Source organism: Methylacidimicrobium cyclopophantes (genome assembly GCF_902143385.2).
In the GTDB taxonomy this organism is placed as follows: Bacteria; Verrucomicrobiota; Verrucomicrobiia; order Methylacidiphilales; family Methylacidiphilaceae; genus Methylacidimicrobium; species Methylacidimicrobium cyclopophantes.
Window position 1 is genome coordinate 25,834 of sequence record NZ_CABFUZ020000259.1, and the last position, 19,272, is coordinate 45,105.

Here is a 19,272-nt window from a genome sequence, read left to right on the forward strand (position 1 = left end):
GTAGTGAGGGTCATCCTACGTATCTGGAGACAGCCCTTCCCGGAAGAGCGGGGCGGTTTCGTGGAGTACGTTCGAGAGAACGTCCGTCCCGACATGTCCTTTCTGGAGATGCTCGACGAGCTCAATCACGATCTGGAGCTCGAAGGAAAGGAACCGATCGCCTTCGAGCACGACTGCCGGGAAGGGATTTGCGGAAGCTGCTCGCTCATGATCAACGGTCGGCCGCATGGCCCGGGGAGGGCGACGACGAGTTGCCAAGTCTACATGCGGAGTTTCCGGGACGGAGAGCAAATCACGGTGGAACCTTTCCGCACGAAGGCCTTTCCCGTGATCAAGGACCTTGTGGTCGATCGAAGCGCCTTCGACCGGATTCTCCAAGCGGGGGGCTATATTTCGGTCGGTACCGGGCAAGCTCCCGAAGCCAACACGATCCCGGTGCCCCACGATGTGGCCGAGGAAGCCTTCGACGCCGCACATTGCATCGGTTGCGGCGCCTGTGTAGCCACCTGCATCAACAGCGCCGCAGTGCTTTTCGTCGGTGCGAAAGCGAGACATTTGGGGCTCCTCCCTCAAGGGAAGTTGGAGCAGGATCTTCGAGTCTTGCGGATGGTCCGCGCCATGGATCGCGAGGGCTTCGGCGCATGCAGCTTCACGAGGGCTTGCGAAGCGGTCTGTCCAAAAGAAATTTCAGTCGAAGTGATCTCCGCTCTCAATCGCGCCTATTGGTTGGCCCGGACGAAGGAGTTTCTCGGCTGGAGAAAGCCGATCGCCTAAGGTGGGCCGCTCCGCCGGTCGTCCTTGCCCCGGAATGGCTCGGAGCGGAAAGGAAACCCATGGAGAAAAGAGAGTATCTCGGTTTGCAGGGAGTCGGCCGCCTTCTCGATTGGCTCCATCGCCATTTCTTTTGGGCTCTCTTGGCGGCGCATGGGTTGGCGGCAATCGCTCCGAATCTCGGGCAGCGGCTCCGGGGCCTGACTCTCGGGTCGGTTTCGATTCTCGGAGAACCCTTCTCGCTTTCGCTGCCGGTGCTTCTCCTCTTTCTTTTGCTCTGGAACAGCGGATTCGGCGTTCCCGGAGGCCAATTGGCCGCGCTCTTCCGCAACCTTCGAGCCCTCATTCCGGCTCTTCTCGCCAATTTCCTGATCCCCCTTCTCTTTCTCGCGGGGCTGCGCACCCTCCTCGGGCCGTGGCACAACCCGGAGGAAGTGGAAAACCTAGTGATGGGCCTTGGACTGGTCGTGGCCATGCCCATTGCAGGAGCTTCGGCGGCATGGTGCCAGAATGCCGGAGGTGATATGGCGCTTTCCTTGGGATTGGTGCTTACGTCGACTCTTCTCAGTCCGCTGTCGGGTTCTCTTTCCCTTCACGCTGTGGCGTCGATGGTGGGAGGAGACTACGCGGAGGACCTTCGCGAAATGGCCGGACGCGGGATGGGAGTCTTCCTCGTGATCTGCGTCATCCTCCCGTCGCTTCTCGGAATTCTGGCCCGCAGGCGGGCGGGCGATGCCCTCTTCGCCCGGTTCCGGCCCGCCTTGCGGCCGGCCAATGAGCTCATTCTTCTTTGGCTGATTTACATGAATGCCGCCGCCGCTCTCCCCTACGCATTTCGCCATTTCGATGGGGATTTTCTTGCGATGCTCCTCATCGGTTCCGGTATCCTTTGCCTGCTCCGTTTCCAGTCCGGAGATTGGCTCGGACGGCTTTTGAAAACCTCTGTTCCGGAGAGAACCGCACTGGTCTACGGTCTCGGGATGAACAACAACGGCAGCGGATTGGTCTTGGCGACCGTCGCGGTTCCCGACCATCCATTGGCGATTCTGCCGATCGTTTTCTACACCCTCCTGCAGCAGGTGACCGCCGCTTGGTATTATAGCTACCGGCTCCCACGACGCGAGCAGCGTTAGTCCGCATGTCGCATCAGGTTCGTACCCGAGGCAGCGCAAACCGGCGTGGATGCGAGGAAACGGAATCTATCCATAGCGGCCGGTCAGATAGTCTTCCGTCTGTTTTTGGTGAGGGTTCGTAAAAAGCTTCTTGGTCGACTCGAACTCGATGAGCTTCCCTTCCAGGAAAAAGGCGGTAAAGTCCGCCGTCCGCCCCGCTTCCTGCAAGTTGTGCGTCACCAGCACGATCGAATAGTGCTCCCGGAGATCCCGGATGAGCGATTCGATTTGCGCCGTCGCGATGGGATCGAGGGCCGAGCAGGGCTCGTCCATGAGCAGCACTTCGGGTCTGACGGCGAGGGCTCTGGCGATGCAGAGCCGCTGCTGCTGGCCGCCGGAGAGTTCGGTCCCCGGGGCATGGAGCCGGTCCTTCACCTCGTTCCAGAGTGCCGCCATTCGAAGGGCTTCCTCGAGCCGTTCTTCCAGGAGGCTTCGGTTTCGGATACCGGCCAGTCGCAAGCCGACCAGCACATTCTCTTGAATGCTCATGGTCGGAAACGGGTTCGACTTCTGAAAGACCATTCCTACGCGGCGCCGGAGAAGAATGGGGTCGACCTTCGGATCATAGATGTCTTCTCCGAAAAGGCGAACCCTGCCTTGAATCCGCACTCCCGGAGTAAACTCGTGCATTCGGTTGAGGGTTCTCAGGAAGGTGCTTTTTCCGCAGCCGCTGGGTCCGATGATCCCCGTCACCTGACGAGCGGGAATTTCCAGAGAGATCCCGTGCAGGACGGGACGGCTTCCGAAGGCGACACGCAACTCTTCGATTTGGAAAGCAGCCGGGATTTTCTGCGGATCGGTTTCCCGTGAAGAAGCGGGAGCCGAACCCTCGGGATCGGGCAGACTTCGGCTCATCGGGTCTTCCCCTTCGACAGGATCCGGACCACGGCGTTCATTAGGAAAACCAACGCAAGCAGGACCAGGGCCCCCGCCCAGGCTTGCCTATGCCAATCCGGGTAGGGAGAGATCGCATAGGCAAAGATTTGCAGCGGGAGCGCGGCCATCGGTTCGTCCAAGCGGGAGGCCCAGACGCGGTTCCCGAAAGCGGTGAAGAGCAGAGGAGCCGTCTCGCCGGCAACGCGAGCAGCGGCAAGCAGAACGCCGGTGACGACTCCTCGCCGGGCGGTTGCCAGGACGATATGGAGGATCACTTGGCTCCTCCGAATCCCCAGGGCCAGTCCGGCTTCGCGGTAGGCGGGAGGAACGAGCCGGACGACATCTTCGGTCGTCCGCAAAATCAAGGGGATCATAATAAAGGAAAGGGCCAATCCGCCGGCAAGGCCGGAAAAAGTTTTCATGCGGAGGACGACCCAGGAATAGACGACGATACCCCAGATGATCGAAGGAACGGCGTTGAGAACGTCCGCAGTGAACCGGATTGCCGCGCGAAGGCGGGGTCCTCCGTACTCGCAGAGGCAGACTCCTCCCAGGACGCCGATGGGGGCTCCGATGGCTGTCGCTACGGCGACCAAGATACAGCTTCCGACGACCGCATTGGCCATCCCCCCCCCGGTTTCGCCGACGGGTTTCGGCAATTGCGTGAGAAAGTCCCACGTGAGAGAGGATCCGCCGGAAGAGAGAAGAAAGACGAAGATGAGCAGCAGCGGACTGATCACCACGATGGCCGCAAGCGCTGAAACAATCTGGAACAAGCGGTCGAGAATCTTCCGCATCCGATAGCGGGGGGAATCCCCCATCCCTTTCGGGAATCCGTCCGTCCGCGTCTTCCGTTGCGGAGCGCGAGGAGTGGGGGAGGGGCTCATTGCTTCGTCTCGATGGGTTGCAGGGGCAGAGGCCGGGGCGAAAAAAAGAAGGGTACATTGTGGATCAGCAAGCGGGCGAAAAAGTTGACGATGAGGGTCACGGCCACCAGGGTCAGGCCGATTGCGAAGAGGGCGGAAAGATGCTCTTCAGAAGTGGCCTCGGCGAATTCGTTGACCAAAACGCTGGCCAACGTGTAGCCGGGGGCGAAGAGGGAGAGGAGGATCTCGGGGCGGTTCCCGATCACCATCGTGACCGCCATGGTCTCTCCCAAGGCTCGGCCCAAACCCAGGACCCCGGCGCCGACCAGTGCGCTGCGGCCATACGGAAGCACGGCGACCTGAATCACTTCCCAGCGGGTAGCCCCCAAAGCCCAAGCAGCTTCCCGCAGCGTCGGCGGAACCGAACGTAAGATCTCGATCGCCAGGGAAGTAATGATCGGAGTGATCATGATCGCGATGACCAAGGCACCCGCCAAAAGGCTCACCCCGTAAATCGGACCCTGGAAGAAAGGGAGCCAGTGGAAGGCCTTTTGCAAAAAAGGGAAGGCGGACTGCCGTAACCAGGGTACCATCTCGAACATGGCCCAGAGTCCCCAGACAACGCTCGGAACGGCTGCCATGATGTCGATCAATCCCAGGACGGGGCGACGAAGCCAGACCGGAGCGAGCTCGGTCAAAAAGAGCGCGGTCGCGACCGAAAGGGGGAACGCCAAGAGCAGCGCGATGGCGGAGGAGAGGAAAGTCCCGTACAAAAACGGGAGAGCTCCAAATCGTCCGGCGACCGGATCCCACTGGGACCCTGTGAGAAATGCCATGCCGTATCGGCTGATCGCCTTTTCCGCTCCCCGATAGAGCTCCCATCCGAGCAAGCCCGCGAGGACGAAAACGGAGATGCCCATTGCCACGGCCACGATCCCGAACCCTTTGTCGAGAATCCAGCCGGGGGCGAAGGACGCATTCCGCAAAGCGGCGGAAGCGCGGAAAGGCTCATTCGGAAATCTGTCGGCGTGGCGGCCTTTCACGACAGTCTCTTATCGGATCTCCCGCAAGCTTTCCAGCACCCGTTCCCGGAGACGGGGGGGCAGAGGTGCGTAGTCGAGCGGAGCTGCGAATGCTTGGCCGTCGGTGAGGCACCAGCGCACAAAAGCCAGGAGCTTTTTTGCTTTTTCCTGGTTCGGAGGGTTCTGGTAGAGCAGCAGCCATGTCAAGCCTGCGATGGGATAGGCCCAAGGGCCTTCGGCATTGGCGATCGAGATCCGGAAGTCGCTCCGATCGAGAGCGCTCGATTCCAACGCCTCCGTGACCGACCGTGGAGAAGGAAGCACATAATTCCCAGAGGGATTTTGGATGGCGGCGACGGGAAGACGATTCTGGACGGCGAAAGCCAATTCCAGGTAGCCTATGGAGCCGGGAAGGGAACGGATCTGCCCTGCGACTCCTTCGTTTCCCTTGGCTCCGATGCCGGTCGGCCATCGCACGGCGGTTCCCCGTCCCGCGATCCGGGCCCATTCGGGACTCACCTTCGAGAGGTAGTCGGTAAAGATATAGGTGGTGCCGCTTCCGTCGGAGCGGTGGACGACTACCAGAGGGAGCGAGGGGAGCCGGATTTCCGGATTGATCCGGGCGAGCCGCGGGTCGTCCCAGGAGTGGATCCGGCCCAGGAAGATGTCGGCCACGATATCCGCGGTAAAACGCAGGGGAGGGGATCCGGGAAGATTGTAGGCGAGGGCGTCGGCCCCGGCAACCATAGGGATATGGAGAATCTTGCCGGGCGCAGCCCTAAGCAGAGCTTCGCGCATGGGGCTGTCGGAGGCTCCGAAGTCGACCGTCTGATGGAGAAGCTGCTGTTGTCCTCCCCCGGATCCGATCGCCTGATAGTTGAAGCGGACGGAGGGGTCGAGACGCTCGTAGGTCGTAAACCAGCGAGCGTAGAGGGGGTAGGGAAAGGAGGCTCCGGCACCGTTGATCAGGGGCCTTGTCTCGTTTCGCGGAGCTCCGAACATCAGCCAAAGAAGAGCCAAGGCCAACAGGAGGAAAAGGTTCCAAGCGTTGGGAATCCTCATGGGAAAGATGGGCGGCCCTTCGGTCGAAAGCCTATCAGTCCGATCTGCTTTTTGCCAGAAGGCGCCGTCTTTCGAGCCGGAGAAGGCGCATCTCTTTTCTTTTGGGCGATTGACCCTCGCCATTTGCTTGTGCCACAAGAGGAGACGGAACTTCTTCTCGTCAAGGACAAGTGGAGAGAGAAAAGCCGGTTCTTGTCGTGGTGGATGCCGATCCTTCGCGGAGTCATCGGGCGGCAGAGGGTCTTCGGATTGCGGCGGGGCTATCGATGTATCCGGGGATTCGCGTGACCGTCCTGCTCGGGGAGCATGCGGCTCGGGCGTGGCGCACGCGGTCGGCTCGGCGGGTCGATGCGGAAGTCTGGGATCGGGCTCTTGCAGATCTGGTCGAGAATCGTGTGCCCGTGCTGGAAGAGGAACCTTCCGGCATCGCTTGGCAAGGGGTGATACGGTTTGCGGAATAGAGCCGCAAACAAGGGGAGGGACGCAGGTTGAACACGGATATCCACGCCTATCTGGCGGAACGGAGGAGGGTGATCGATGAGGCGCTACGGAGCTACCTGCCTCCACCCACGAAAAAGCCCCGAATCCTTCACGAGGCGATGAGCCACAGCCTGTTTGCAGGGGGGAAGCGACTGCGACCAACCCTCTGCTTGGCGGCATGCGAGGCGGTGGGGGGCGACTCGGCCGCCGCGCTTCCGCTCGCCTGTGCGGTGGAGTGCGTCCATACCTACTCTCTCATCCACGACGACCTCCCCGCCATGGACAACGACGATTGGAGAAGGGGGAAGCCGACCCTTCACAAGATTTACGGAGAGGCCGTGGCCATCCTGGCGGGAGATGCTCTTCTGGCCGAGGCCTTCGAGATCGCTTGTCGCTACCCCGGGGGCAGCTACGGATCGGCGGTCGTGGTCGGGGAGTTGGCTCGCGCTTCCGGAAGCCGTGCTTTGGTGGCCGGTCAAGTCGCCGATCTAGAGGCGGAGGGCAAGGAGATCTCGGTTCGAGAGCTTCGAGCGATCCACTTGCGGAAGACCGGCGCCCTGATCACGACGTCTCTCCGTTTGGGAGCCATGGCGGGAGAGGCCAGCCGCGAATCGTTGCGAGCGATCACTGAGTTCGGCCGATTCCTGGGACTAGCCTTTCAGGTGATTGACGACATCCTGGACCTGACCCAGACTCGCGAAACCTTGGGCAAGAGCGCTGGGAAGGATCTTGCGGCGGAGAAAGCCACCTATCCCCGCCTCTTGGGTCTCGAGGGAGCGCAGCAAGCGGCGCAGCGATACACCGCTCGCGCCCATGAGGCGCTTGCTGCCCTGGGGACGAGGGGTGCCACCCTCGCTGCGTTGGCTCGCCATCTTCTCGCACGGGAGAGCTAGGAGCAGGCGATCGGCGTGGCTCGGCTGGAGACGCTGTTTTGGGTTGACGCTGACCGGTTTTGCGCGCTATCTGCCGACGTTCCTATGCGATCCGGCAAATTGTTTTCCCAACCTTCCGAAGGCAAAACGAAAACAAAGCCCGTCTTGGTGATCGAGGAGACACTCGACCATGCCCAAGCGGTCGGGCTGGCCGTTGCCCGAGCGCAAAGCTATCTTCTCTCCACCCAAAAGCCCGATGGACATTGGGTGGGAGAGCTCTTTGCCGATGTGACCCTGGCTTGTGATCGAATCTTGCTCATGCATTGGCTCGGCAAGGTCGATTATCGCAAGCAGGCCCGATTCGTAAAACACATCCTGGATCGGCAGTTGCCCGACGGCGGCTGGAATATCTACCCCGGGGGTCCCAGCGAACTCAACGCGACGATCAAAGCCTACGCCGCCCTCAAGTTGGCGGGTTTCGCCCCGGAGGATCCGGTGATGGAGCGGGCTCGGTCAACGATCCTACGGCTGGGAGGGATTCCCAAGTCGATGACCTACACGAAGTTGGGATTGGCACTCCTTGGCATCTATCCTTGGCATCAGCTCCCGGTGATTCCGCCGGAGATCATGCTTTTCCCGTCCTGGTTCCCCTTTCATCTCTACAAGATGTCGGCTTGGACCCGGACGATGCTGGTCCCTTTGATGATCATCCACCACTTCAAGCCGACCCGCCAGCTTCCCCTCCATCTGCAACTGCATGAGCTCTTTCCTGCGGGCGCGGAGCAGGAAGGCCTTTCCTGGATTTGGTCCGCGAAGCTCTTTTCCAAAAGGAATTTCTTCTTGCTTTGCGACAAGCTGCTCCAACTTTGGGACCGTTCTCCTTGGAAGCCTCTGCGAGCTCGGGCCTTGAAAAAGGCGGAGGAGTGGTTGACGCAGCGGATGGGAGCCGGCTCCGACGGCCTCGGGGCGATCTTCCCGGCGATGCACTATGCGATCGTCGCGCTCAAGGCCTTGGGATATCCCGAGGAGAATCCCCTCTACCAGAAAGCGGTTCGCGACTTCGAGGGTCTGGAGGTAGACGAAGGGGAAGAGCGCGACTTTCGGGTCCAACCTTGCCTTTCGCCCGTCTGGGATACGGCGGTCGCGGGCGTGGCCTTGAGCAAGTCCGGGTTGCCTCTCGATCAGGCGGAGCTTCGCAAAGCGGCCGCCTGGCTCATGGAGCGAGAAATTCAGGTGCGGGGCGACTGGTACGTAAACAATCCCCATCCGGAATGCAGCGGTTGGGCATTTGAGTATAACAACGTCTATTATCCCGATGTCGACGACACGCTGATGGTGCTTCTCGCGTTGTTGCGCATCGAGACCGAAGATGAGGAGAGAAAGCGGGAAGTGATCGACCGGGCTTTCCGCTGGGTAGTCAGCTTTCAATGCCGGAACGGCGGTTGGGCGGCCTTCGATAAAGACGTCAACAGCCCCTGGCTCGAGGACGTGCCTTTTGCCGACCACAATGCCATCCTCGATCCGCCCTGCTCCGACATCACCGCCAGAGCCCTTGAGCTGGCAGGGATGTTGGGAGTCAAGCGCACCGAGCCTTTCGTGCAGCGGGGAATCCGCTTTCTCCGGGAGACGCAGGAATCCGACGGCTCGTGGTTCGGTCGATGGGGAGTGAACTATGTCTACGGGACATGGCAAGCGCTCCGTGGATTACGAGCGATCGGGGAGGACATGAACCAACAGTGGATTTTGCGGGCGCGTGACTGGTTGGAATCCTGTCAGAACGAGGATGGCGGATGGGGAGAAACGCCGGATTCCTACGAAAACCCTCAGCTCAAAGGTAGGGGACCGAGTACCGCTTCGCAAACGGCCTGGGCGATCATGGGAATTCTTGCGTGCGGAGAAGCCGATCGACCCAGCGTGCGGCGAGGGGTTTCCTATCTTCTGCGGAAGCAGGATCCGGACGGTTCTTGGCCGGAAGAGTTCCTTACGGGCACGGGATTTCCGGGTGTCTTTTATCTGAAATACGACATGTACCGGAATGCCTGGCCCCTGCTTGCGCTCTCCGAGTATGCCAAAGCCCTCTCGGCGGCGAAGGAACAGACCGAGGCTTGGGTTCGTGCCACCCTCTCCGTCGCGGTTCGCTCCCGTTCCAGCGCCGGCGGAATCGGATGATCGGCATAGCGTTCGCCGTCAAGCATGAGGCCAAGGAGCTTCTTGCCGCGCTCGAAAAGAAGCGGTGGGAAAAGACACCCGAGGCTCTGCTCTGCACGGGCCGAATCGGCGAAAAGCAGATTGCAGTGGCCATCGTCGGCATGGGACGGGAAAGGGCGGCGCGAGGGAGCGAGCTCTTCCTTCGGCGGTTTCCCCTGCGTTTGTTGATTCTCGCCGGATATGCCGGAGCGCTTCGGCCCGACATCCAGCGCGGACAAATCGCCGTGGCGTCCAATTATCTGGATGCAGGATCGGCGCTCTGGTTTTCCGGAGGAGAGGTTCCCGAATTGCGCATCGCGACGACGGATGTCGTCGTGGGAGACCCGGAAAGCCGGCGAAAGCTTGCCGAGGAAACCAACGCCGATCTCGTCGATATGGAGACCGATGCGGTCGCAAGCGTGGCACGAGCTCGAGGAGTTCCCTTCGTGAGCCTTCGGGTCGTCACCGATGGCTTCGAGGACCGACTTCCGGTGGACGCCATTGCTGCAGCCTGGGAAAGCGAAGGGGGCACCGTTCGCGCGCTCCCGTTGACCATTTACCTCGCGACCCATCCCGGGGAGATCGGCCCGCTGCTGCGGTTCGCCCGATTCCTCCCGGAGGCGCGTCATCGATTGACACGAAGGCTCCTGGAGCTAGTGTACAGCTTGGGAGGAGGCGGAGGAACGAGTGGAATCTAGGCCGATCGAAATCACCCCGAAGGCGCGGGACGAAATTCAAAGGCTCGCGGCGATTCGAGGGGCATCACACTTCCGTATCGCCGTGACGCGGGGAGGCTGCGCCGGTTGGGAATATCAGATCGACTTTGCGGCGGCACAACCGGACGATATCGAGTGGCAGGAAGGGGAGATTCGGATCGCCGTCGATCGAGCCAGCGTTACGCGGCTCCAGGGGGCTATCCTCGACTACCAGGGCGGACTTACCGGAGCCGGGTTCCGCTTCCGAAACCCCCATGCGCGCGGAACTTGCGGCTGTGGGACTTCCTTCGAAGCGTGAAGCCCGCCGGCGCGCATCGGCAGGCGCGCTTCCCCCGTCGCCGATGATGACAAGGCGCCGGGAGACGAAAAACCCTTTTGCTTTCTTCGGCGACATGCCATGTAGAGGCGATAATGGAAGCACGTAGGGCTTACCCGTTCGACCGAATCGAGCCGAAATGGCAGCGGATCTGGCGAGAGCGGAGGGTCTTCCGCGCCGCCAATCCGGGCGAGCCGGGTGCGCAAAAGCCGAAGTATTACGTATTGGACATGTTCCCCTACCCCTCCGGCAGGGGACTCCATGTCGGGCATCTGGAAGGCTACACCGCGAGCGATATCGTGGCTCGCTACAAGCGGATGCGGGGATTCAACGTGCTGCACCCGATGGGGTGGGACGCCTTCGGCCTGCCCGCGGAGCAGCATGCGATTGCAACGGGGATTCATCCGCGGATCACCACCGAGCGTAATATCGCAAACTTCCGAGCGCAGATCGAAGCGATGGGCTTTTCCTACGATTGGTCTCGGGAGATCAAGACGACCGACCCCGGGTACTACCGCTGGACACAGTGGATCTTTCTGCAGCTTTTCCGTCGCGGGCTCGCTTACGTCGCGGAAGCGCCGGTCTGGTACTGCCCAGCTCTGCAGACCGTCTTGGCCAACGAAGAGATTCTTCCTTCCCCTGAGGGCCCTGTTTCGGAGCGGGGACACCATCCAGTCGAGAGGCGACCTTTGCGGCAATGGATGCTGCGCATTACGGCGTATGCGGAACGGCTGCTTGCCGACTTGGATCTGGTGGAATGGCCCGAATCCATCAAGGAGATGCAGCGGAACTGGATCGGTCGAAGCGAAGGAGCCGCCATCCGCTTCCCCATCGAGGGAAAGGACGTTTCGGTGGAGGTCTTCACGACTCGTCCGGACACGCTCTTCGGTGCGACCTACTTGGTATTGGCTCCTGAGCACCCCTTGGTGTCGGAGATCACTCGGCCGGAATGTCGGACGGCCGTGGAAGCCTATCAACAGGAAGTCGCCAAGAAGAGCGACTTGGAGCGGTCGGAGCTCAGCGGAGGGAAGACGGGCGTTTCCCTCGGCTCCTTTGCGATCAATCCCGCGAGCCGGGAGCGGATCCCGGTCTGGATCGCCGATTACGTTCTGATGTCGTACGGGACGGGAGCCATCATGGCCGTTCCGGCCCATGACGAGCGGGACTACGAATTTGCCACGCTCTTCGGCCTTCCCGTGCGATCCGTGGTGCGGCCGGCGGATTCATCGGATCCTCCGGCGCGATGTTTCTCCGGAGAGGGAATCGCCTGCTCCTCCCGATTTCTCGATGGCTTACCCACACGCGAGGCCAAGAAGGCGATGATCGCCTGGCTTGAGGAAAAAGGCGTGGGTAAGCGGACCGTCCAGTATCGCCTCCGCGATTGGCTCTTCTCTCGGCAGCGATACTGGGGAGAGCCCTTCCCGATCATCTGGCGGAACGGGAAAGCGGAAGCGGTGCCCGAAACGGAGCTGCCCGTTCTTTTGCCCGAGCGTAAAGAATTTTCCCCCGAGAAGGGCGGGTTCGCTCCTCTCTCCCAAGAGAAGAGTTGGGTCGAATTACCGGACGGCGGCCGGCGGGAGACCAACACGATGCCTCAGTGGGCCGGTTCCTGCTGGTACTATTTGCGGTATCTCGATCCTGCGAACGGACAAGCGCTGGTCTCCCCGGTTGCGGAACGCTATTGGATGGGGCCGCAAGGCGTAGACCTCTACATTGGAGGGGCCGAGCACGCGGTGCTCCACCTCCTCTACGCCCGATTTTGGCACAAGTTCCTTTACGATATCGGGGTGGTTTCGACTCCCGAACCGTTTCATCGCCTCGTCAACCAGGGAATCATCCTGGGCGAAGACGGACGGAAAATGTCCAAATCCTTTGGGAACATCGTCAATCCGGACGGGCTGCTCCGGGAATACGGTGCCGACACCGTGCGCCTCTTCGAGATGTTCCTTGGACCGCTCGAGCAGATGAAGCCCTGGTCCTCGCAAGGACTCGAGGGTCCCCATCGTTTTTTGGCTCGTGTCTGGCGGCTGGTGATGGAGGAGGATGCCGAAGGGCGGTGGACTCCGCGTCCCGGGCTTTCGACGGAAGAAGCTCCTCTGGAAGTCCGGAGGATTCTTCATCAGACAATTCGGAAAGTGACCGACGACCTGGAGCAGCTCTCCTTTCATACAGCCATCGCCCAGATGATGATTCTGGTGAATGCGTTGACCCGGCAACTCGTCCAATGGAGATGCGTCCTCGAGCCGCTGATCCTGCTTCTTTCGCCCTTCGCTCCCCATCTCTGCGAAGAGCTCTGGTCGGCGCTCGGTCAAACCGATTCCTTGGCGTACGCGAGATGGCCGGAAGCCGACCCTCGGCTGCTGGCCGAGGAAGAAGCGGAGTGGGTGATCCAGATCAACGGCAAGGTGCGCGGTCGGATGACGGCGGCGCGCAGCCTCGGTCGAGAAGAGGCGGAAGCTTTGGCACGCCGGCGGCCGGAGATCGAGGCCTGGATCGAAGGAAAATCCGTGCAGAAGGTAGTCTTCGTTCCCGGGAAGCTGTTGAACTTCGTGGTCGGGCCGAGTTGACGGGCGGAAGGCGGAAGCGGCTCCGGCAATGTCTTTCGCACAAGCTTCAAAAATGAGCGATAGGATTAGCGGACGATCGGCGGGCGTGCCTCGAGGCATGCAAAGCCCCGCCGCCGCCCGCTCATGACGCTTGGGAGACAGAAGAGAAGGTAAATTCCTTGGCGACGAGCGCCGGCACGCAAGCGGGCAGATCGTCGATCTCCGACCCGACCGTCGCCTCGGGCTTTCCCAGAGCGAGAACATTTTTGAGAAGGTTCACCGGGCTTTCGTTGAATCGGAAGTTGTTCACCGGATGGGCGATCTTCCCCTTTTCGATCCAAAAGGTTCCGTCCCGGGTCAGGCCCGTGAGGAGGAGTGTGCGCGGATCCACCGTCCGGATATACCAGAGCCGGGTGATCAACAGGCCTCGATCGATGCCCTGGATCAATTCTTCCCTCGATCGATCGCCGCCCGACAGGAGCAGATTCGTCGGCTCGGGAACTACCGGAGCCTTCTTCTCCTGTGCCCAAAATCGCGAGCGGATCAACTCGCGCAGCGTGCCTCTCTCGATCCAGCTCCGCGGTGCGGCGGGCAGCCCGTCGGTCGAATAGATGGAGCCGGGTGCCGTGGAGTCTCCTGGATCCGAGCGAAGAGTGACGGAATCCGCAAAGAGCTTCTCGCCCAGAAGAGTCCCTCCTCCCGGCCGAGAAAGAAAGCTTCTCCCCTCGTCGGCAGGACGGGCCTGGAGGGAAAGCAAGAGGAAACCGACTAGATCGCATACGGCCGAAGGCTCGAGCAGAACGGTGAATTGTCCCGGGTCGAGGGCTTGCGGATGACGCGAGCGCAGAGCCTTTTCCATTGCCTGCTCCACGAGGGAGCGGAGGGAAATCTCGGCGGGAGAATAGGCTGCGACTGCGGCCCACCCCGCCCCTTCCCCATCTCGGGTTCGTGCGGAGACCGCGTAGTGCAAGCGAGTCGCCTGCTGAAAGACCCAAAGGCCGGTCGTGGCCATATAGGCCGAAAAGCTGGTTTCACATTCCAGAAAAGCGGCCCCGATGACCCGCTTGGCCTCCGCCGCCGCAAGAATCGTCGTGGCCTGCTCGGCGAGGGCCTTTGCCGTCAACCGCGCCGCCTCCGCGGAATAGCCCTGGGCGGCGGGATAGATTTGGGGGGGAGGAGGAGGAAGAAATTCGGGATCTTCCGGAGAAATTCGCGCGATCTCTTCGGATCGCCGGACGAGCGAGGCGAGGTCGCCAGGGTCCGCCTTATTCCCCGCAGCTTCTCCTCGACGCTTCCCGAAGGAGGATTCGACGCGGCAATGGAAGCCCTCGTCCTCGCCGTCTGTCGTGACCGTATTGCGGGCAATGCGGACGTTGAGGCGGGTCCAGCCCGAGATCTCGGCGACGGCGGTTTCCGCCCGGGAGTAGGAGAGGAGCTTGGTGCCAATTTCCCGGACTTCCCCTTCCGAGAGGATCATGCTCCCCTCCCGGTATTCAGCACATGGATGCCCCGAAAGCGAGCGGGTACGACTCCATGAGAAACCGGAGCCGATTGGACCGGCTGTCCCTTCCCGCAAGAAAGGGTTCCCCCGAGCCAGTACTCCTTTGCGCCGCCGAGGCCGTCACAAGCATTCCAGAACGGCACGGTGGTCCCTTGGTAGGCAACGTCCCGGAGCATCTCCCCGAGCTTGCCCTTCCGGATTTCGTAGAAGAGCTGCCCTCCAAACTGAAAGTTTTTCCGTTGTTGATCAATGCTCCAGCTTCCGTCTCCGACGATGTAAATCCCATCCTCGACGCCGGCGATCAACTCCTCCAGGGAGACATCCCGTTCCGACGGCTGCAAGGAGATGTTGGGCATGCGCTGGATCGGGAAGTAGGCGTGTCCCTCCGCGAAGGAGCAGGCGTTCGAATGAGGCAGGCCGATCCAGCGAGACTGGCCGATCGCCATTTGAAAATTTTCGAAGCGTCCTCGGGAGATGATCGGAAATCGAGCGAAGCGCGCCGGCATTCCATCGTCGTCGTAGGCCGCGGTCGCCAAGCCTCCCGGCTGATCCCGATCGGCCATCACCGTCACGATCTCGCTGGCAAAGCGCAAGCGGCCTCGGTCGGATGGCTTGACAAAGGTGGTACCGGCAAAACCCGCTTCATAGCCGAAGGCCCGATCGAGCTCGGTCGAGTGGCCGATCGTCTCGTGCAGGGTAAGCCACAGGTTCGTCGGATGAATTACCAGATCCTTCTTCCCCGCGGTGACAGGTTTGGCCTGGAGCTTGCGGCGTGCGTCTTCCGCCGCCTGCCGCGCCTCGAGCTTCCAATCATGGGATAAGACGTACTCGAAGCCGGCCGCCCTGGGTGGCAGGAGACTCGATCGGCTGGCGAAGCGTCCCGTTTTCGGATCGGTGGCGGTGACGGTGAGGTGGGGATAGGTTCGGAAGAAGAGCTGCTCGAGAAAGGAGCCGCGGCTCGACGCGAAAAACTTTTCCTGCCGAACGAAAAGGAAGAAGCTCCGACAGAAAGGAGCCCCGGCCGCCCGAGCTTCCGCATTGATTTTCAGGAGCTGCTCCGCCTTGCGATCCAGAGGGATGGCGAAAGGGTCCTGCTCGGTAGGCACGCGCCAGCGGTCGGTCTTTGCTTCGATCGACTCCAGTTCGACGAGCTGGGTCGCGAGAACTCGGTTGGCCTTGGCTACTTCTACCGCGTTTCGTGCGCACGCGGACGCATGGGCCGGGTCGAGTACGCTCGTCGAGCTGAATCCCCAAACCCCGTTGACAAGGACACGTACGCCGAGACCGCTGCTGGTCGACACCTCGACGTTCTCAATGCGCTCTTCTCGGGCCGACAGCAGTTCCGACTCGGTAAAAAGAACGCGTAGGTCGGCATATCCGGCTCCCGCGGTGCGAGCGGAGTCCAAGGCCGCCTCCGCGAGCCGAGCGGCTTCTTCCCGACGGGAAGAGGGGTCGTCGGACGATGCAGCGGCCAAAGGAGAGCCGCCTCCGAGAAGGCCGGCAGCCAGGCTTTGAAGAAATTTTCTGCGGGAGATGCTCATCGCATTCCGTACTCGGTCTCCTTTTACCCATAGCAAGGTCCGGAGGGCGGGGGCAAGGGCCGGTTTGTTCTTTCCAAGGGGGATCGCGGCCGGCGAAGGGAGGAGAGAGCGTACCGAGAAAAAGGCTGCGATCGCGTGCCGCCGTGATAAAAAGAAAGAAGAGGCAAAACGTGAATATCGACGCGGAAGCTTGGCTGGAAAATCACCTGGGTGAGCTCTGCGCCTTTCTCGGCGAGCTCGTGCGCATTCCGACTGTGAATCCTCCCGGACGCAATTATACGGTTCTGGTCGAAAGACTGGAAACGAAGCTGCGGGAGCTCGACTTATCCGTCGAGAGGTTAACCGTTCCCGAGGAGGTTGCCGCAAAGTCCCTGCCTCCCGGCTCCGCCGATTTGCCGCGGCACAACGTTATCGGCAGATGGGATGTCGGAGCCAAAAAGACCGTTCAGTTCAATTCCCACTACGACGTGGTTCCGGAGGCGGGAGCTTGGAAGCACGATCCTTTTTCCGGAGAGCGCGACGGCGACTGGCTTTTCGGCCGGGGGACCGCCGACATGAAGGGATCGCTTGTCGCGAGCCTCTTCGCGGTCGAAGCGCTCCGGCGAACGGGCATCCGGCCGCGGGTGAACGTGGAGCTCGCTTTCGTGGCCGACGAGGAGATCGGCGGAGAGCTCGGCACAGGGTATCTCGTCAGCCATCGCAGAGAGCTTCCGGATTTTGCCATCGTTTGCGAAGGGGGAGCGGCGGGCAAAATCGGGATCGGCCATAACGGCATTGTGCAATTGGAGGTGACGGTCCTCGGCAAAGGAGGGCATTCGGCCTATCCTAGGGGGACGGTAAACGCTTTCGAGCGGATGATCGCTTTCGCCGCGAGCCTCGAGCCGCGGATCAAGGAGACGTTGGCCGATCCTCGGAAGCGGTTCACGACCCCGTCGGGCGAAAGGTTGGAGCCCGTGGTCAATCTGGGAGGGATCTTCGGACCCGGAAAGGCGGGGAAGGTGAACATCATTCCTGGCGAAGCCCACTTCACGATCGATCGCCGGCTTACTCCGGTCGAGGAGGTGCCGGTAGTGGAGAAGGAATTGCGGGAAATGATCCGATCGACCGCCGAGCGGTGTCGAGCGGGAATTCGGATTCGAAAGATCCATACGACGGCTCCGTGTGCGCTCTCGCCTCGTTCCGTGCTGCCCCAGCAGTTCCGAAAGGCGGTGGAGGCGGTACGGGGAGGACATGCGCGTTTCACCGTCAATCGAGGAGCGACCGATATGCACTACTACGCTCGAAAACGGGGCATCGATACGATCGGCTACGGGGTTGAGGGGAAAAACATCCACGGAGGCGAGGAACGGATTCCTGTCGACGATCTAGTGACCACCGCGCAGGTGTACGCTCGATTTCTGCGCGATTTCGCCCCTACGGGGCCGTAGGATCTGCCGATGCAGGGAGCGGCGGAGGGGCTGTTCCGCCGGCGCGGAACGGCTGCTATGGGGCGGTCGAGGCGGTCGGCGGATCCCGCGGGAGGAAAGTTTGCGTGAAGGGCCCGTCTCTCTTTGTTCCGCTATGGTTGCTTGCGATGGCGGCGTGCATTCCGTTTCCGGCCTTCCCGCAACAAGAGCCCTTCGAAGCCGGCGTTGGCATCGTCTATGCGGAGGGGCATGCCTTCCTATTAAAAGCCCCCGAGGGATGGATTCTCGACAGGGAGTCCCGCGGGAAGACTCGCAGGGAACCTGTCTTTTATCCCGTCGGCTTCACGGCGAAAGACACGCCGGTTCTGATATGGGCCGGCTCGCAACGAGCCGAGCCCGGCGGCCGAGGTCGAATCGAAACGCTTTTGGAAGAGAAGCGGCGCTCGCTTGCTCCGCCGCTGGGAAGCGGAGCGAAGTCTATTCGGGTCGCCGAATGGCGGGTCGGCAAAGGACTCCATGCCGATGTCTTCGCCTTCGTATCGGACCCGAAGGAGGATTCGCTCCTGGAAAGCATGGCTTGTATCCGAACCGCGGTTTCGATCGACTATGTTGTAGTCAAGGCGAAGGACGAGTCGTTTTATGGCCGATCGCTAGCCGCTTTCGCATCAATCGTGAAGTCGTATATTCCCTTCCAAGGCGGTACGGTCTATATCCCTCGATGAGGCTTTCATCCGAGGGGCGGTTGCCTTGCCGAGAGGCTAGTTGACGGCACCCGTTCCGTACCCGGAAGAGACCACATCCATGGAGGCGACGCTGGGAATCGAAGGCGGAGCTACCAAGACGACCTGGGTTGTCTTGGATGCCGAAGGTCGGGTTCAAGCGACGGGTCGAATCGGTCCGGGAAACGTCAGCTTGCTCCGGGAGGAGGAGCTCCGGGCCTTGCTCGCCGCGATCCGCACGGAAACGGGGGGACAGTTTCATTCCATCGGAGCGGCTTTTGCCGGTTGCCATCTGGCGGCGCAGCGGGAGCGAATTGCGGGACTGCTGCGCGTCTTTTGGCCGTCGGCAAAGAGGGTGGTGGTCGCCGAAGATGCGCACTCGGCCTTCGCGGGCGCTTTCGGTTCCGGAGAGGGGATTGTCGTCATTGCGGGAACGGGCTCGAACGTGCGGGGATACCGAGAAGGGCGCTGGGCGCGGGCCGGTGGCTGGGGCCATATTTTGGGAGATCCCGGCAGCGCGTACGACTTGGCCCATATCGCTCTCCAGCGAGTCTACGATGCGTTTGACGCCACGGAGGGCCTTGTCCCGCTGGGCGAGTCCTTTCTGGAAAGAACCGGCCAGAAAGATCTGGAGGAACTTTTCGTCTACATCCATTCCGACCCGTCCAAAGATCGCATCGCGGCGCTCGCCCCCTGCGTTCTGGAAAGCGCGGCCGCGGGCGACCGGTTCGCCGTCGACGTCGTCCTTTCCCGGTGCGGCCTGTTAGCAGACCAGGTGAAATGCGTGGCGGAGAAGCTCCGTTTCGATCGGCCGAAGGTCGCGCTGGTCGGCGGACTCTTCGAGCACAGCGAAGCCTATGCGCTGCTCTTCGAAGAGCAAGTCCGTTCGCGGCTTGCGGTGAGCACGGTTTTTGTCTCGCGCGTTCCGGGAGCGGTGGGTGCCGCTCGCTTGGCGGACGAGGCTGCGGAAGAGCATCCGGGGGTCGAGCCGAAGCCGAGTCGCATTCTCTTGCGAGAGAGCGCGACTTCCCTGGATGGTGCGCTCACCGAAGAGAGAAACCCGAGATCTCGTTTCCTCGATCGAAAGTCGGTTCCGGAACTCGTGGAACTCTTCCTCGCGGAAGAGCGATTGGTCGAGGAGGCGCTTCGAGAGCGGAAAGAGGAGATTGCCGCTGCAGATCGGAAGAGCTCGTATGCCGTCTTCTGCTTGAAAAAAAAA

At 61.3% G+C, this 19,272-nt stretch carries 17 protein-coding genes; 11 read left to right on the plus strand and 6 right to left on the minus strand.

Translation table 11 applies throughout. The features are described from left to right. The first annotated feature begins 3 nt into the window (after positions 1-3). Complete coding sequence (locus FN369_RS10465; RefSeq protein WP_142526077.1) at positions 4-774, plus strand: succinate dehydrogenase/fumarate reductase iron-sulfur subunit; 771 nt, start codon at positions 4-6, stop codon at positions 772-774. Positions 775-833: 59 nt separating this feature from the next. Continuing rightward, on the plus strand, positions 834-1,904 hold the full coding sequence (locus tag FN369_RS10470) for a bile acid:sodium symporter family protein (protein ID WP_142526078.1): 1,071 nt from the start codon (positions 834-836) through the stop codon (positions 1,902-1,904). A gap of 66 nt (positions 1,905-1,970) precedes the next feature. On the opposite strand, the gene pstB is transcribed toward FN369_RS10470, so the two are convergent. From pstB to pstS, 4 genes are all read right to left on the minus strand, one after another. After that, positions 1,971-2,729 (minus strand): phosphate ABC transporter ATP-binding protein PstB, encoded by a 759-nt coding sequence (gene pstB / locus FN369_RS10475; protein WP_374728773.1) that lies wholly within the window; start codon positions 2,727-2,729, stop codon positions 1,971-1,973. 65 nt (positions 2,730-2,794) lie between these two features. After that, a complete protein-coding gene (pstA, locus tag FN369_RS10480; RefSeq protein WP_246189671.1) occupies positions 2,795-3,640 on the minus strand; it encodes a phosphate ABC transporter permease PstA in 846 nt (281 codons plus the stop codon). A gap of 62 nt (positions 3,641-3,702) precedes the next feature. Continuing rightward, positions 3,703-4,728, minus strand: a complete 1,026-nt coding sequence (gene pstC / locus FN369_RS10485; protein ID WP_246189672.1) for a phosphate ABC transporter permease subunit PstC — start codon at positions 4,726-4,728, stop codon at positions 3,703-3,705. Positions 4,729-4,737: 9 nt separating this feature from the next. Further along, positions 4,738-5,769 (minus strand): phosphate ABC transporter substrate-binding protein PstS, encoded by a 1,032-nt coding sequence (pstS, locus tag FN369_RS10490; protein ID WP_142526081.1) that lies wholly within the window; start codon positions 5,767-5,769, stop codon positions 4,738-4,740. A 170-nt stretch (positions 5,770-5,939) separates the two neighbouring features. Between pstS and FN369_RS10495 the strand changes: the two genes are divergently transcribed. The 6 genes from FN369_RS10495 (at position 5,940) to leuS (ending at position 12,907) form a co-directional block, all read left to right on the plus strand. Further along, positions 5,940-6,230, plus strand: a complete 291-nt coding sequence (locus tag FN369_RS10495; protein WP_142526082.1) for a hypothetical protein — start codon at positions 5,940-5,942, stop codon at positions 6,228-6,230. Between the two features lie 27 nt (positions 6,231-6,257). Beyond that, the gene (locus FN369_RS10500) at positions 6,258-7,142 is read left to right on the plus strand and encodes a polyprenyl synthetase family protein (RefSeq protein WP_142526083.1); all 885 of its coding nucleotides are present in this window, start codon (positions 6,258-6,260) and stop codon (positions 7,140-7,142) included. A 147-nt stretch (positions 7,143-7,289) separates the two neighbouring features. After that, the gene (shc, locus tag FN369_RS10505; RefSeq protein ID WP_246189673.1) at positions 7,290-9,290 is read left to right on the plus strand and encodes a squalene--hopene cyclase; all 2,001 of its coding nucleotides are present in this window, start codon (positions 7,290-7,292) and stop codon (positions 9,288-9,290) included. After that, entirely contained in the window at positions 9,287-10,006 is a 720-nt protein-coding gene (locus tag FN369_RS10510; protein ID WP_142526084.1) for a 5'-methylthioadenosine/S-adenosylhomocysteine nucleosidase family protein, read from the plus strand. Before shc ends, FN369_RS10510 begins: the two co-directional genes overlap by 4 nt. Continuing rightward, positions 9,996-10,322: a HesB/IscA family protein gene (locus tag FN369_RS10515; RefSeq protein ID WP_142526085.1), complete on the plus strand. Its 327-nt coding sequence runs from the start codon at positions 9,996-9,998 to the stop codon at positions 10,320-10,322. Before FN369_RS10510 ends, FN369_RS10515 begins: the two co-directional genes overlap by 11 nt. Positions 10,323-10,435: 113 nt before the next feature. After that, positions 10,436-12,907, plus strand: coding sequence for a leucine--tRNA ligase (gene leuS / locus FN369_RS10520; protein ID WP_142526086.1), 2,472 nt, complete (start codon positions 10,436-10,438; stop codon positions 12,905-12,907). A 121-nt stretch (positions 12,908-13,028) separates the two neighbouring features. Here the strand turns inward: leuS and FN369_RS10525 are convergent, their stop codons facing one another. Together FN369_RS10525 and FN369_RS10530 are read right to left on the minus strand one after the other, a co-directional pair. After that, positions 13,029-14,363, minus strand: coding sequence for a TldD/PmbA family protein (locus FN369_RS10525; RefSeq protein ID WP_142526087.1), 1,335 nt, complete (start codon positions 14,361-14,363; stop codon positions 13,029-13,031). Further along, positions 14,360-15,928, minus strand: coding sequence for a TldD/PmbA family protein (locus FN369_RS10530; RefSeq protein WP_142526088.1), 1,569 nt, complete (start codon positions 15,926-15,928; stop codon positions 14,360-14,362). Before FN369_RS10530 ends, FN369_RS10525 begins: the two co-directional genes overlap by 4 nt. A gap of 170 nt (positions 15,929-16,098) precedes the next feature. On the opposite strand from FN369_RS10530, the gene FN369_RS10535 reads away from it, so the two are divergent. The 3 genes from FN369_RS10535 to FN369_RS11725 all read left to right on the plus strand — a co-directional run. After that, entirely contained in the window at positions 16,099-17,355 is a 1,257-nt protein-coding gene (locus tag FN369_RS10535; protein WP_142526089.1) for a M20 family metallopeptidase, read from the plus strand. Positions 17,356-17,459: 104 nt separating this feature from the next. Then, complete coding sequence (locus FN369_RS10540) at positions 17,460-18,056, plus strand: hypothetical protein (RefSeq protein WP_142526090.1); 597 nt, start codon at positions 17,460-17,462, stop codon at positions 18,054-18,056. A 79-nt stretch (positions 18,057-18,135) separates the two neighbouring features. Beyond that, the coding region (locus tag FN369_RS11725) for a BadF/BadG/BcrA/BcrD ATPase family protein (protein WP_281290947.1) at positions 18,136-19,272 on the plus strand (1,137 nt) is incomplete at its 3' end.

What these genes read in the sequence shown, in the direction of transcription:
- FN369_RS10470 (WP_142526078.1), top strand. Translation starts at nt 834, where the DNA reads ATGGAGAAAAGAGAGTATCTCGGTTTGCAGGGAGTCGGCCGCCTTCTC.
- pstA (WP_246189671.1), bottom strand. Translation starts at nt 3,640, where the DNA reads ATGGGGGATTCCCCCCGCTATCGGATGCGGAAGATTCTCGACCGCTTG.
- pstS (WP_142526081.1), bottom strand. Translation starts at nt 5,769, where the DNA reads ATGAGGATTCCCAACGCTTGGAACCTTTTCCTCCTGTTGGCCTTGGCT.
- FN369_RS10510 (WP_142526084.1), top strand. Translation starts at nt 9,287, where the DNA reads ATGATCGGCATAGCGTTCGCCGTCAAGCATGAGGCCAAGGAGCTTCTT.
- leuS (WP_142526086.1), top strand. Translation starts at nt 10,436, where the DNA reads ATGGAAGCACGTAGGGCTTACCCGTTCGACCGAATCGAGCCGAAATGG.
- FN369_RS10525 (WP_142526087.1), bottom strand. Translation starts at nt 14,363, where the DNA reads ATGATCCTCTCGGAAGGGGAAGTCCGGGAAATTGGCACCAAGCTCCTC.
- FN369_RS10530 (WP_142526088.1), bottom strand. Translation starts at nt 15,928, where the DNA reads ATGAGCATCTCCCGCAGAAAATTTCTTCAAAGCCTGGCTGCCGGCCTT.